This is a genomic window from Jutongia sp. (assembly GCF_057878315.1).
Map to the genome: position 1 here is coordinate 1 of NZ_DBLXSO010000062.1, position 14,906 is coordinate 14,906.

13 protein-coding genes are annotated in these 14,906 nt (G+C 47.6%); 2 read left to right on the plus strand and 11 right to left on the minus strand.

Annotated elements, in window-relative coordinates; all coding sequences use genetic code 11:
* Positions 1 to 158: 158 nt before the first annotated feature.
* From ACZLMD_RS11820 to ACZLMD_RS11840, 5 genes are all read right to left on the minus strand, one after another.
* Positions 159 to 1,037 carry a LysR family transcriptional regulator gene (locus tag ACZLMD_RS11820; protein ID WP_022306617.1) on the minus strand — a complete coding sequence of 293 codons (879 nt, stop codon included), beginning with the start codon at positions 1,035 to 1,037 and terminating at the stop codon, positions 159 to 161.
* Positions 1,038 to 1,048: 11 nt separating this feature from the next.
* Positions 1,049 to 1,990: a thiamine pyrophosphate-dependent enzyme gene (locus ACZLMD_RS11825; RefSeq protein ID WP_455056871.1), complete on the minus strand. Its 942-nt coding sequence runs from the start codon at positions 1,988 to 1,990 to the stop codon at positions 1,049 to 1,051.
* 51 nt (positions 1,991 to 2,041) lie between these two features.
* The gene (porA, locus tag ACZLMD_RS11830) at positions 2,042 to 3,220 is read right to left on the minus strand and encodes a pyruvate ferredoxin oxidoreductase (protein ID WP_489495776.1); all 1,179 of its coding nucleotides are present in this window, start codon (positions 3,218 to 3,220) and stop codon (positions 2,042 to 2,044) included.
* Entirely contained in the window at positions 3,210 to 3,524 is a 315-nt protein-coding gene (locus tag ACZLMD_RS11835) for a 4Fe-4S dicluster domain-containing protein (protein ID WP_489495778.1), read from the minus strand. The genes porA and ACZLMD_RS11835 overlap by 11 nt, the downstream gene beginning before the upstream one ends.
* 102 nt (positions 3,525 to 3,626) lie before the next feature.
* On the minus strand, positions 3,627 to 4,232 hold the full coding sequence (locus tag ACZLMD_RS11840; protein WP_022306621.1) for a 2-oxoacid:acceptor oxidoreductase subunit gamma family protein: 606 nt from the start codon (positions 4,230 to 4,232) through the stop codon (positions 3,627 to 3,629).
* A 311-nt stretch (positions 4,233 to 4,543) separates the two neighbouring features.
* On the opposite strand from ACZLMD_RS11840, the gene ACZLMD_RS11845 reads away from it, so the two are divergent.
* Together ACZLMD_RS11845 and ACZLMD_RS11850 are read left to right on the plus strand one after the other, a co-directional pair.
* Entirely contained in the window at positions 4,544 to 4,981 is a 438-nt protein-coding gene (locus ACZLMD_RS11845; protein ID WP_022306622.1) for a GatB/YqeY domain-containing protein, read from the plus strand.
* 19 nt (positions 4,982 to 5,000) lie between these two features.
* The gene (locus ACZLMD_RS11850) at positions 5,001 to 6,260 is read left to right on the plus strand and encodes a glycoside hydrolase family 27 protein (protein WP_489495781.1); all 1,260 of its coding nucleotides are present in this window, start codon (positions 5,001 to 5,003) and stop codon (positions 6,258 to 6,260) included.
* An 87-nt stretch (positions 6,261 to 6,347) separates the two neighbouring features.
* Here ACZLMD_RS11850 and ACZLMD_RS11855 read toward each other — a convergent pair whose 3' ends face one another.
* The 6 genes from ACZLMD_RS11855 to ftsZ form a co-directional block, all read right to left on the minus strand.
* Positions 6,348 to 6,836: a deoxycytidylate deaminase gene (locus ACZLMD_RS11855; protein WP_022306624.1), complete on the minus strand. Its 489-nt coding sequence runs from the start codon at positions 6,834 to 6,836 to the stop codon at positions 6,348 to 6,350.
* A 97-nt stretch (positions 6,837 to 6,933) separates the two neighbouring features.
* Entirely contained in the window at positions 6,934 to 8,928 is a 1,995-nt protein-coding gene (locus ACZLMD_RS11860) for an alpha-amylase family glycosyl hydrolase (RefSeq protein WP_489495782.1), read from the minus strand.
* Positions 8,929 to 8,984: 56 nt separating this feature from the next.
* Complete coding sequence (locus ACZLMD_RS11865; RefSeq protein ID WP_489495784.1) at positions 8,985 to 10,673, minus strand: bifunctional diguanylate cyclase/phosphodiesterase; 1,689 nt, start codon at positions 10,671 to 10,673, stop codon at positions 8,985 to 8,987.
* 113 nt (positions 10,674 to 10,786) lie between these two features.
* Positions 10,787 to 12,703 (minus strand): diguanylate cyclase, encoded by a 1,917-nt coding sequence (locus ACZLMD_RS11870; RefSeq protein ID WP_484109012.1) that lies wholly within the window; start codon positions 12,701 to 12,703, stop codon positions 10,787 to 10,789.
* A 56-nt stretch (positions 12,704 to 12,759) separates the two neighbouring features.
* Positions 12,760 to 13,674: a CPBP family intramembrane glutamic endopeptidase gene (locus ACZLMD_RS11875; RefSeq protein ID WP_489495786.1), complete on the minus strand. Its 915-nt coding sequence runs from the start codon at positions 13,672 to 13,674 to the stop codon at positions 12,760 to 12,762.
* 117 nt (positions 13,675 to 13,791) lie between these two features.
* On the minus strand, positions 13,792 to 14,906 hold a 1,115-nt coding region (gene ftsZ, locus ACZLMD_RS11880), incomplete at its 5' end, for a cell division protein FtsZ (protein ID WP_489495788.1).

Consider the following 14,906-nt stretch of genomic DNA (forward strand, 5'->3'; position numbering starts at 1 on the left):
ACTGTTATATATAACTAAAGGGCAAAAAGCTCTGACAAAGAATTTTTTGCCTTTCATTATCATAGAAGAATCTTATTTACAGACTTTTTCTCATAGTCTCTGTCCTAAAAAGCGGACACATCTTTTCTTTTTGGATGATTCAATTTTGGCAAATTCTATCAAAAGTCTTCCCGATAATTTTCGAGAATGTGATTATACATGGAACGCACTGCCGGTGCCATAAACTCCGGATGAAGCGTTGCAAGCCCGATCACGCGCTCTGCATATGGCTGAACCGGATAACAGTCTACCTCATATGGAATATCGCGCATAACCATCTGCGGCATCAGACAGATTCCAAATCCGTTCGCAACCATCGCAATGGTCGACAGATCATCTACCACATGATAATTTGACTGCACATTTAACGAATTTTCTTTAAGGAAGTTCTGGATATCTGCATCAGTTGACTCTCTCTGAGTCACAAACTGATGATTCTGCATCTCCTCGATATCCATAAAATCGGACTCCTTCTGCTTCTGCATTCCTTTCGGCACAATACATAACAGAGGATCTCTCCACAATGGTTCTATCGGAATATCCTTTGCACTGGAGGTTGACAAAAATCCGAGATCAACGACTCCGTTTTTCAGCCAGTAGACCACATCATCATATGTTCCCTGAAATACCTCGATCTCGATATCCGGGTACTTCTTCTGAAAGGAACGCATGATGTCCGGAAGCCAGTTGGTACATACACTCGAGAAGCAGCCAAGCTTCACTTTTCCGCGCTTCAAACCATTAAACTCAGAGACTGCCTGCTGCAGGCTCTCATCGCTGTTTAATACGGCATTCACATAGGGGAGCAAATGCTCCCCGTAATTCGTCAGTGTCACTCCGTTTTTGCTGCGGTTTAGAACGGTAAAGCCAAGTTCTCCCTCCATCGCGGAAATAGCGTGGCTAATAGCTGATGGTGTCAGCCCAAGAATATCCGCTGCCTTGCGGAAACTTCCCTGCTCTGCCACCGTCTTAAATACCTGATATGTCAGAAGTGTCATGATATTCCTCTCTATCTAGCACATTTGTACAACAGATCCTCCCAGCGTCTGTCAACTTCCTCCTGAAACTGTACGATCAGATCTTCGTTTCCCTTCTTGAACAGATGCTTAAATCTGCCCTGTGGACGAAGGAAATCCTCGATCGGCAGCTTCTTCTTCGGCTCATAGGTCAGCTTCCACTTGCCATGATCCACCTCAAACATTGGCCAGTAGCAGGTATCTACTGCCAGCTTACAGATCTTCATGATATCCGGCGTGTCGTATCTCCAGCCTCGCGGACATGGTGTCATGATATTTAAGAAGGAAGGCCCCTCTGTGTAGATTGCCTTGTTGGCTTTACTGTGAAGATCTTTGAAGTCAGCAGTAAATGTTGTCTGACCCACATAAGCCACATCATGATCTGCAATAATGCTTGCCAGATCCTTGCGGTTCTGCATCTTACCATCGGACTGCTTGCCAACCGGTGTTGTCGTTGTATCCGCATACATTGGTGTTGCAGAGGAGCGCTGGATACCGGTATTCATGTAAGCTCCATTGTCATAGCAGACATATACCATATCGTGGCCACGTTCCATTGCTCCTGACAGGGACTGGAAGCCAATGTCATATGTACCACCGTCACCACCGAAGGTAATAAACTTAAATGTTGCATCCTCCGGAAGCTTTCCTCTCTTCTTCAATGCATTGTAAGCTGTCTCCACACCGCTTAAGGTTGCTCCGGCATTTTCAAAGGCATTGTGGATGTAGCTGTCCTCCCATGCCGTGTAAGGATACATGAAGGAGGATACCTCCAGACATCCTGTTGCATTACCGATCACGGCATGATCATCCTCATGCAGCGCACGAAGCACCGCACGGACAGCGATTGTTGCACCGCATCCGGCACACATACGATGTCCCGGTGCCAGACGCTCCGGTTTATTCATTATATTTTTCAAACTGTAATCGCTCATATTTTCCCTCTTTCTGCTGTTTCGTCTTATGATTTACAGATCCGGCTGCGATTAGCGCAGACGGATATACTGGAACTGTTCAATCTCTTTGCCATTGACTACGGCATCCTCCAGCTCCTCAAATACATGAACCGCATCGCTGACGGTAAAATCACGCCCTGCCAGTCCATAAATATAATTGACTGCCTCGATCATCACCTTATGACGGAACAGACCTGCAGTTACCTCACTGCCAAGAGGTCCTCCGTTGCCGTTGTAGCTCTCGCAGCGGTCAAGGATTGCAACTGCCTTGCAGTTCTTTAACGCCTCTGCAATTTCTTTGGCCGGAAACGGACGGAACACACGAAGCTTTAAGACACCGACTTTCTTGCCCTGCTCACGCATTTCATCCACTGCCTGCTTTGCCGTACCTGCGGCAGATCCCATCAACAGCATGATATAATCCGCATCCTCTGTGCGATACTCCTCAAAAAGACCAAAGCCTCTTCCGGAAAGCTCCTTAAACTTCTCTGCCACCTCCAGGATGACCTCCTTAGAATTTTCCAGTGCGATCTCCTGATTCTTCTTGGCTTCCATCGCATAATTGGAAATAGAATACGGTCCGACGGCGATCGGCTTGCCCGGATTGAGAAGATATTCCTCCGGCTCATACTCGCCAACGAAATCCTTGACAAGCTCATCCTCGAGAAGCTCGATATTCTCTACGGCGTGGCTTGTAATAAAACCATCCTGGCAGATCATGATCGGCAGATGTACTCTCTTATCCTCCGCGATCGGATATGCCTGAATGAAGTTATCATATGCTTCCTGATTATTCTCTGCATAGATCTGGATCCAGCCGGTATCTCTTGCGCCCATTCCATCGGAGTGGTCACAGTTGATATTGATCGGTCCGGAAAGTGTTCTGTTGACTAATGTAAGTGCTAACGGCATACGATTTGATGCAGCCAGCAAAAGCTCCTCCCACATCAGCGCCAGACCTGCGGAAGAGGTGGCTGTTAAGCTTCTTGCACCTGCTGCCTCTGCTCCTATCGCAGCACTCATGGAAGAATGCTCACTCTCCACCGGAATAAACTCTGTATCCATCTGTCCATTTGCAATATAGGTTGAAACCATCTGCGGAATCTCTGTAGATGGAGTGATCGGGAATGCCGGCATAACATCCGGATTCACCTGACGGATGGCGTAAGCCACCGCTTCATTACCTGACATACGTTCCTTAATTGCCATTTACGTTGCCCTCCTTCATCTCGATCGCACCAAACGGACAGACTCTCTCACAGATGCCGCATCCCTTGCAGTGGTCGTAATCAAATGCCCCTCGCTTGCTGTCCTTTACCGGAATGCTTCCATCCGGGCAGACCGGCGCACAAAGCAGACACTGCTTACAGAAATCTTCATGAAAGATCGGTGTATTTGTTCTCCATTCACCGGTCTGAAACATCTTGGAGGTTCCACCGGCAAATACCATCAACCCTTCGGTCAGTTCGGTATGCGGAGATTTCTCGTTAATCTTTGTAATATCTGTTCTCATTGTATTCTCCATTTCGTTAATGTTTATGATATCGGCAGTAAAAGACATTCCGCCCTCAACGGATACCACAGACTGCTGTCTGCTTTTGTACCCTGTATCCTGTCATGCTGAAATCTGATTATCTTCCTCGATAGCTGCCTCAACCACGTCATATGCACACTCAAGCGCCTTCATATTGCCCTCGATCACTTCCGGCTTCTTGGCAAACTTGTGCTGGTAAGAGGCTCTCATCTCATGGATGAACTTCTCTCTCGGCATGATGTCACTGACTGCAACGGCTGCTGCAAGCATCGGTGAGTTCGGGAAATTCTTACCGAGTGTCTCTACAGAGATTTTTCGTGCATCGACCGTGTAAACTCTGCCCTCATAGCTGCCCAGCTCGTCCATAACTTCCTCTCTGGACTTCGGTGTGTTGATAATAATGGCACCGGTCTTCTTAAGACCTGCAGTCACGTCAACAGACGCAAGAAGTGTCTCATCAACCACAACCACATAATCCGGATGATATATATTAGAATGAACACGGATCTTGTCAGAGCTGATACGATTATACGCTGTGATCGGCGCTCCCATTCGCTCCGGACCGTACTCCGGGAAACCCTGTACATTCTGTCCTGTCTTGAATGCGACATCTGCCAGCAGAAGCGCTGCTGTCTTTGCTCCCTGACCACCACGGCCATGCCATCTGATCTCAATTCCATTTTTCATGCTGATAACCAAACCTTTCTATCAATTGATAAACTCTCTCAAATCTGCTGCTTCATTGACAAAAATGATGCAACATTAACTATTATATATGGCTCAGGCAAATTGTAAAGCGAAAATGTTTAAATTCATTCACTTTATAAATGAATTTAATTCATCTATTTCTTTAAAACCAATATTTCCGCCACAAATGTACAAAATCAAAATGCAAAAAAGCTATACGAGTTCGGACTGTTTTGTTATAATAGACACAGAAAAATTATATGCCGTCTGCCAGAAAAGACACCGGCTTATGCATTTAAGGAGGTTATATCATGCAGTTTAAAACATTACAGCAGGCGATGATCGCCGCAATGAAGGCAAGAGAGAAAGAACGTAAGGAGGCTATTTCCGTATTGGTATCCGCGGCTAAGAAGCTTGCGATCGATGAGGGATGCCGCGATGACATTCCTGAGGAGTTAGTCGACCGCGCAATCCTTAAGGAAATCAAGAGTGTCAAGGAGCAGATCGACACCTGCCCTGCTGACCGTACCGATCTGAAGGACGAGTATACATTTACCCTCTCCGTCATGGAGGAGTATGCACCAAAGCAATTATCTGAGGATGAGATCCGTGCAATCATCATCGATAAGTTTACCGATGTGATTGCTACCGGCAACAAGGGACAGATCATGAAGGCTGTTATGGGTGAGCTGAAGGGCAAGGCCGACGGCAAGGTGATCAATCAGGTCGTGACAAACCTTTGCAAATAAAAGAATCGGAGGATTATCTATGAATCTACAAACCGCACCAATGGGCTGGAACAGCTGGGACTGCTATGGTGCCGCTGTCACGGAAGATATTGTCCGTGACAACGCAGCCTTTATGGCAGAGCATCTCAAGCAGTACGGCTGGGAATATATTACCGTGGATATCCAGTGGGCAGAACCAACGGCACAGAACCATGAATATCATCCGTTTACAGAGCTTTGCATGGACGAATATTCCCGCCTGATCCCCGCTGTTAACCGTTTTCCTTCTTCTGCAGACGGTAAGGGCTTCGCTCCGCTGGCAGAGTATATTCACTCTCTCGGCTTGAAGTTCGGTATCCACATTATGCGTGGAATTCCACGCCAGGCCGTTCATCAGAACACGCCGATCAAAGGAAGCACACAGACCGCCAGACAGATTGCCAAGACAGACAGCATCTGTCACTGGAATACAGATATGTACGGTGTCAACCCGGATGCCGAGGGTGCCAAAGCATATTACGACAGCCTGTTTGAGCTTTACACTTCCTGGGGTGTTGATTTTATCAAGTGCGATGACATTGCAAGAGAACTTCCTCATGAGGAGTCTGAGCTGATCCTTTTGTCTCAGTCGCTAAAGGATTGTGGCAGAGACATGGTCTTAAGCCTGTCACCGGGACCGGCTCTGATCGAGAAGGCTGAGCTTTATAAGCAGACATCCAACATGTGGCGTATCGCCGATGATTTCTGGGATTCCTGGCCGCAGCTTTATGATATGTTTGACCGTGCAAGACAGTGGTGCATCCACACCGGCCATGGCTGTTATCCGGATGCGGACATGCTGCCGATCGGTCCGATCAAGCAGGACTATGACCCGGCTCTTCGCACCGAGTTTACGCAGGATGAACAGATCACAATGATGTCTCTGTGGAGCATCTTCCGCTCTCCTCTGATCATCGGCGGTGAGATGACCGGATTTGATGATTTCACAATGGGACTGATCACCAACGAGGAGATTCTGAAAATGCACCGCAACGCCCGCCATTCCCACCCGGTATGGCAGAAGCTGATCGACGGCACCGAACACATCCTCTGGACCGCTGTCAGCAGCGAGGGCGGACAGTATGCCGCTATCTTTAATACCGACGAGAAGGACAGTGAGATCCGGATTCCACTGGAGGATCTTGAAATCTACCATCCGGTACGATCCACAGAGCTTTGGAGCGGACAGACCGCCGAGGCAATAGAGACGATCAATGTCTCCTTGAAAAAGCACGGAGCTGCTGTTTTCTATTTAAGTTAAGGAGATATAAGCATTTTCCTTTGCATGTAAGAATAAGAAGCGCGAAACAGTTTGAAATTGTTTCGCGCTTCTTATTCTTACATGCCATTAATATCCGCGGACACCGTCCAGGGAATCGTCATGGTCAATCCATTCCTGCACCATGATCTCTCTGTAATCATCCTGCGTGTCACGGATCACAACCTTTTCAATGCCTGCGTTAATGATCATTTTCTTGCACATCGAGCAGCTGTTGGAGTTTTTCACATAGCGTCCGGTTGCCACCTCGCGCCCGGACAGATAAAGCGTACTCCCGATCATTTTCTCACGCTCCGCACTGATGATCGCATTGGCTTCCGCATGAACGCTGCGGCAAAGCTCATATCGCTCTCCTCTCGGAATCTCCATTTCCTGACGGATACATCTTCCCAGATCACTGCAGTTCTTCCGTCCTCTCGGTGCTCCCACATAACCTGTGGAAATGACCTCGTCATTCTTGACGATCACCGCACCGTAATGACGTCGCAGACAGGTTCCCCTTTTCGATACGACATCTGCCAGATCCAGATAATAATTTGTCTTATCTCTTCTTGCCATATTTACCAAGCCTTTCCCAAAATCTGAAATCTCCCAGCCATATTCAAAGCAAAGCTTCTTACTTGTATCGCCTCAATGCTTTCATTATATCACCCGTTTACCGGTCAACGATCTCAACGATATTACCGTCCGGATCTGCCACACATGCGGTAAACTCGCCCCACTCATTGCCAGCCGGTTCGGTCACATGCTGTGCACCGCAGCCGAGACATTTCTGATATAGACTCTCCACATCTCCGGTCAGAATACGCAGATGGAAATGATTCGTCACACCACCGCCATAACCATAACCACGGCAGGTAAGACGCTCATAATCTCTTCGTCCGACCATCGTAAGCACCATATCATCTTTCTTACAATACGCTCTGCTTCCCTGCTGTTCCATCTCAAAGCCAAGTGCATTACGGTAGAAATCCATCATCCGTCCCATATCCTCTGTCATCAGAATGATTCCTGCTATTTGAGGAGTGTTCTGTGTGTCCGTATTTGTGGACACTACGGCCTGTCCCGATACATTTTGAGCAGCCTTGCTTTCTACGGCTTCTGCGTTTTCCACTGTCTCCTGTGTAGCTTCCGCCTTACCTGCTGCATCCTCCTGCGCATTTTCATTATCTTCACAGGCTGTCACCGGGTTCTCCTGTCCATTCACCGACTCTGTATCTTGATTCGCAACCGTGCCCTCCGGCTGCGTGGACATCTCTGTCTTTGAGACAGGCTGCGCGTTCCACAATCCATCATCTGCCTGCTCCTCCTCTCTCTGTCCAACATATAGTACAGTACCTGTATTGGCAGGCAGCGTCACACAAAGTCTTCCATCCTGAAGTCTGACATTCTCTGCACAACCAAGCAGGTCTGTAACCTTGCCGTCCACCGGCACGCCAAACTCCAGCACTGCCGTATTATCATCACAGTTCAATGCTGTCACCATACAGCTTCCGTCTAACACTCTGCCATATGCAAACTGGCGGTTGGTCAGATGCAGTTCCTGATATGCTCCATCGGTCAGCTCCGGATATTGCTTCTTCATTGCTCCAAGCTTCGCACAAAGTGCCGTCACCGGATTCTTCTCTACGGTGTCCACAAAATCGGACAATTCCAGATACGGACGTAAATTCCAGTCAGAGCCCTGCTCCTTCTTTCCTTCAATACCAAACTCAGATCCATAATAAACAGAGGGAATTCCATACAACGTATAAACCAGAAGTGTTACCAGCTTTAGGTGCTCCTTCTGATTCAGCTTCGTATAAATCCTCTCCACGTCGTGATTGTCCGCAAAGGTATACAGACGGCTGCCACGGCAGATGTCATTTAAACGTCGGATCGTATGAGCGATCTCGAAATAATTGTGATCATTGTGACCGGAATAAAGTCCTTTATGCAGTTCATAATTTGTGACACAATGAAGCGTCTGGTCATTGACCCATCTGCTGTAATCGCCATGGATCACTTCGCCCATCAGCCAGAAATCCTCCTTCATCCGAGCTGTCTCATGACGCATTCCCTTCATGAAATCAAAATCAAGCACATCTGCCGCATCCAGACGGATTCCATCGATATCAAACGTATCGATCCAGAAACGAATCACATCATAAAGATACTGTATTACCGCAGGATTACGCTGATTCAGCTTCACCAGAAGATTGTAGCCACCCCAGTTCTCATAGGAAAAGCCATCATTATACTCATTATTGCCACCAAAATTCACATTACAGAACCAATCACGGTACTGGGAAGTTTCACGGTTCTTCTGCAAATCCTCAAAGGCAAAAAAGCGTCGTCCGACATGATTAAACACACCGTCCACAACGACCTTTACTCCCATATCATGACAATAGTCCACAAAGTCTCTGAAATCCTCATTGGTACCAAGGCGGATGTCCACCTTCTTGTAATCCGTTGTCTCATAACCATGTCCCACCGACTCAAAAAGCGGTCCGATGTAAATTGCCGTAAAGCCCAGATCACAGGCATGCTTTGCCCACTGTTTCAACTGCTCGAAATGGCTCTCTGGGACTCCTGTGTTCTCTTTGCTGCATCCGCAAAGTCCCAACGGATAGATGTGATAAAATACTGCACTGTCATACCATGCCATAATTTTCCTCTTTCTGCGCTCCCTGCGCGCTTTATATTATGTAGTTCATTCTGTCATTAAAATACTACCGGCTGATCGAGACATTTCTGCTCAAACTCTTCTGCCGGAACCGGCCGGGAGAAATAATATCCCTGAATATAATCCGGTTTCAGACCAAGGACACATTTAAAATCCTCCTCCGTCTCCACACCCTCATAGCACACAGTCAGATTCAGAGAATGTGCCAGCTCGGTAAACTGCTTCACCACAAGATAATCATACTTGCTGCGCGTGATATTCCGGATAAAGGACTGATCGATCTTTACCAGATCAAACGTCATATCCTTCACATAGCGAAGATTCGAATAGCCTGTGCCGAAATCATCGATTGCTAACGGGATAGATTCATCCTTAAAGGAACGCAGGACTCTTGCAGCCACGCCGCTCTCAATCTCTCCGCTCTCCGTCACCTCGATCATCAGAACGCTCTTGTCCACATTGAGCGTATCGATCAGAAACAGAATATCCTGCAGTGCATTACTCTTCTTAATCTGCACAAAGGAAAGATTTATATTCATCCGGAACCCCGGCACAACCTTCTGCCACTTCACACACTGCTGTATTGCCGTCCGCGTGATCCAGCGCCCCAGCGGAATAATAAGACCTGTCTCCTCCAGCATCGGAATAAACTGTCCCGGTGACATGAAACCAAACTTCTTGCTACGCCAGCGGATCAGTGCCTCCGCTCCAAGGATCTTTTTCTTTGCAATATTGACCACCGGCTGATAATACAGTTCAAAGCCCTGAAAATCATTTTCAATGTCCTTTCGAAGCTCCTCCTGAACATCCAGCGCATGGACATATTCCTCGTAAACGGCATACGAATATCTCATACAGTTATTCTTGCCGCTGATCTTCGCCTGATGCAATGCAAAGCCAACATACTCGATCAGCTTTCCGACATCCCGGTCCTCCTTATGGAAATAAACACTTCCGGCAGAAATCGTGAAATAGATCATATGACCGCCCTCTGAAAAAATCTGGTCGATCTTATCACGGATTTTCTTGTACAATGCTTTAGCCGGATCCTCTTTCTTCTCATGAAAGATCCCCGGAACAAGGATTGCCATCTCATCTCCGCCCATACGGTATACCTTGCCGGTATCTCCGACACCCTTTTTGATACATTCTGCCATATTCAGCAGAACCTCATTGCCGACCTCACTGCCGCATTTCTCATTGATCTCCTTGAAATTATCGATACCGATCTGCAGCAGATATCCCTCCAGCCGATCCTCCTCTGACATTCTCCGAAGCTGATTCTTCAGGGAATGTTCCCGGTACAGACCGGTCACACCATCAATCTTACTCTTCTTGCCGATATCGGTAATTCTTCCGATCAGAAATTCCGGCTTTCCATCTGCGTCATTGACAACCTGTCCACGGCAGGATATCCATACCGGCTTTCCATTCCTTCCTACCCATCTATATTCCATATCATGTTCTGTTGACCGTCCGGTAATAATATCCTGCAGATTCTGCTCCAGCATCGGATAATCCTGCGGATATACGATACTTTCCAGTGCTTTAAACGCATTCGACATCTCTGTCGCTTCAAACGGAAAAATCTTAGTTGCACTGTCCGAAATCATATACCGGTTGTTCTGCAGATCCAGTACAAACAAATAATCATCCGTGCATTTTCCGAGAACAGAAAACACATGACTGTACATTTGCATTTCATCGCTGACTGTTTTATCTCCCATGACAACACCCGCCTTTCCTCACCGCACAGACATTGCGGTATTTATTTAATTCTTCTTCATAAGTTCATTGGTTCAGAATCGTCCCTGCCATCCAGGCGTAAGCCCTGAACGCTTTATACTCTGCGTCTTGCCCGTATGCTATGATGTCCCACCTTACAATCATACATATTATCATCCGCCTTCTTCATCAGCTCGTCGATATCATCTACATCATGGATCGGCTCCAGGATCACGCCCGTGCTTGCTCCCAGCTCATACGGCTTATTCTCTGCCTTATTCCAGTCATCGATCCACAGTAGCAACCGCTTCTGAAAGCCTGCCACAAAGTCCTCCGGAACCTTTCCTTCATTCCAGAGACAGACTGCGACATACTCGTCTCCGCCAAATCTCGCACAGATTCCATTGTCTCCTGCCGCCTCGACAAGTGCATCTGCTACTGCCCGGATCGCTACATCTCCCTCTCCGTGACCATGTGTATCATTGATGCTCTTGAGATGATCCAGATCCACAGATGCAAGAAAGATATAGCATTTCTTTCCTTTTAACGACTTCATGCGGCTTGCAAGCTCTCCATAAAAGCCCCTGCGGTTGTACAGACCGGTCAGCGAATCCCTGATATACATATCATATAGCTGCGACTGGTTTCTGACAATACCAAGGATCTGAGACATTGCCATCATAAAATCCTTCAGGCGCTCATAATCAAACTCCTTATCACTGCATTCCAGCGATATATAACCATAAACCTCATTCTGCCAGTGCAGCGGAAGATACAAAAGCCTGTCCGTCTTCTCAAGGATCTCCTGCGGGATCATATCAATGCTGTGGCTTTTCACTTTACGGAGCGGAAGTGACATCTTTCCGTCCCTCTGTTCCACCAGAAGAAGAATATCATCCTTCTGGAAGCCCTTCGATATCGGTATATCTGTGTGACGACAGAAGTATTCATTCACAAACACCTGACAGTCCCCGTCTATCATATCCGGTGCACATTCCGGAAAACGCTTCAGAACATCCAGCATAGAATGCCCCTCCGTCATCTCTGTCATCATCTCGAAGATCCGGTCAATGTGAATCTGCTTTGTGTCGATACGTTCATTTAACTCCAGTACATACTGATTCGATGGCTGGAAATGGATCGGTATGCAGCCACAGGATTCTCCCCGCAAAATATGAAATGGCACCAGCACAGACTGTGGTACCGTCTCCGGATCCGTCTCAACACGTTTCACAATATGCATAATCTGCTCTGCAATCTCCTCCTGATCAACACGTCCGGTCGTCAGCCTCGGAATGCAGTATTTGATCAGCTCAATGCCATCAAAACCGGTCACGATCACATCCTCCGGCACATGATAACCGTTCTCCTCCAGCACATCGATTACCGCCAGTGCCATTGTATCATTGGCGCAGATGATCGCATCCGGAAAATCGTCTGTCCTCTCCATCCACTGTTCACAGATACGGCGTGCCGGCTTTCCCCAAAAATCACCATACGCAATATGCTCCTGTACAACCGGCATCCCGTTCTCTTCTAACACCTCAACAAAAGCGTCCAGACGCTCCTCCGAAAAGGCATTGCCCTTATACCCTGCCATAAAATACGGATTATGTCTGTGATGCCCCTCGATCACATGACGCACCAGCCGCTTAAAGCAGGACAGGTAGTCCAGGCGTATGTTGAAGCATTTGTCCAGCTCGTAATCCACCGTGATCACCGGTGTTCCAACCGCTACCGCTTCATCGCGCAGTCTCAGCAACAGCTCCCTGTGCAGAATCGTCTGCCCCATGAGGACCAGTGCCTTCAGATCCTTCATCGGAATATTCTCAAAAATAGATGCCTCACCATTGGAATGCGGTGTCGGGAAATCCATCTTGGCAAAGCAGCCAAACACCATAACCTGATAACCATTTGCTCTGGCGCACTGATATATGGTATGTGTCAGACCAGACACTTCATGATTCTGAAGCTGTGAAACGCAAATGCCTATAATATTTGATTTTCTCGGATTGTTATTCTCATTTTTCATTTCAGCACTCCCTGCCTTTGGTTTTGCTTATCTTTTAGTATATCATAATTCATCATTTATTCCAATGTCTGTGATTCTTCGGACATTACCACATGATACTGATGCACATAATAGCGGAAGCCCAGAATAAAACAGATCACTGCCGCTGTCAGGATATAGATCGCCGTCTTCCGGTAGAAGTCCTCTGCATATACTGCCAGAACACTAAGTCCGATCGAGGTCGCATTAAATATAATATGTGTGATCATCGAGCCGATGATACTTCCTGTCACCCTCACAACCATTCCCAGTAAAATACCAAGAACAAAAGCGTACAAGCCCTGGATCACATTCAGATGGAAAAATCCAAAAAGTGCTGCCTGCATGACATTGGCAACCCAGAACGGAAATGCCGGCTTTAAGCGGTCTAAGATCACGCCGCGAAAGATCAGTTCCTCCGCCACCGGTCCGGCCAGCATAACATACGGCACGGTCAGAATACTCGCTCTGAAATCAAGATTGCCCATCAGCTTCTGATAGGAAACAAACGCATCCGGAAACAACGTTGCCGCCGCACTGACGATCACATTAAATACCATACAGGCACCAAAGCCCAGCGCGATCGCACATGGAATCCTTGCTCCTTTAAAGGCCTTCCGGTAGGAAAACGGCCGCTCCCTCCAGGTCCAGCGGTAATACAGGATGCCGCACCACACGATCGCCCCCACTGCATAGACCAGAGAAATGATCATGGAGTAGTCACCCAGTGACCCCATCAGAAGCTTTGACAGATCTTCTCTCGTCCTTCCCTGCACAAACAGTACATACGCTCCTGTTACGATCATGCAGAGCATAGATGCGACAAACTGCGTCACAAATGCCCCCAGCAATACAAGCAGTGCATGAAACACTGCCGATACACGCAACCGTTTCAGAAGAACCTCTGTCTCCTGTCCCTCCGTTTCTCTTTGTCTGATATCTTTCTGATCCATTCTATAACCTCATTTCTGTCGGTGATGCCACAATACCTTCAAAGCTGCCGCCTCACCGGTAGTTCCCATACTGCGAAAACGGGGCTGCCTTACGGCAACCCCTCTCGTTTATGTATTTTATTTCTTTCTTTGTAAGAATACCGGTATCTTTATCTCGCCGCTTTCTGACGCCGGTCTGCTGTACGCAGGCGCACCCTGTGGAGCCGGTGCCGGCTGCTGAACCGGTGATACAGAAACATTCTTCTGAACAGAGGAAGCAACCTGTCCCTCTCTTGTTGCAAAGTTCGTTTTCGGAGCCACAGCTTTTGCAAAGCTTGGAATTGCTGCCGGTGTCTCTCCGTCCAGTCCTGTCGCAATAACAGTGATCTTAACCTTCTCGGTCATGGTATCATCGATCATCGCACCAAAGATGATGTTACAGTTCTCACCGGTAAGCTCCTCAATATAAGATACGGCTTCATTAGCCTCAAGAAGTGCCACATCACCGGAAATATTGACGATAACATGGGATGCTCCCTCGATCGTTGTCTCAAGAAGAGGGCTGGAAATAGCCTGCTTCACAGCATCCAGACACTTCTCATCTCCCTCACCGGTACCGATACCGATGTGAGCGATGCCCTTGTCCTTCATAACAGTCTGTACATCGGCAAAGTCAAGATTGATCAGTCCAGGCACATTGATCAGGTCAGTGATACCCTGAACACCCTGCTGAAGAACCTCATCTGCCTTCTTAAGTGCATCCTCCATGGAAGTTCTGCGGTCAACGATCTGTAACAGCTTATCATTCGGAATCACGATCAATGTATCAACATGCTCCTTTAAGCGGTCAATGCCTGACTGCGCATTGTTCATACGGGTACGTGCCTCAAATGAGAATGGCTTTGTCACGATACCTACGGTAAGGATTCCCATATCCTTTGCAAGCTGTGCAACAACAGGCGCGGCACCGGTACCGGTGCCGCCTCCCATACCACATGTTACAAATACCATATCTGCACCACGGATAATATCCGTGATCTCATCCTTGTTCTCCTCTGCTGCTGCCTGTCCTACCTCCGGAGAAGCTCCTGCACCGAGTCCTTTTGTCAATTTCTCGCCAATCTGCAGACAATTCGGTGCCTTGCAGTTTAACAGATGCTGCTTATCGGTGTTGACACATACAAACTCAACACCCTGAATACCTTCCTCGATCATGCGATTTACTGCGTTGTTTCCGCCGCCGCCGACACCTA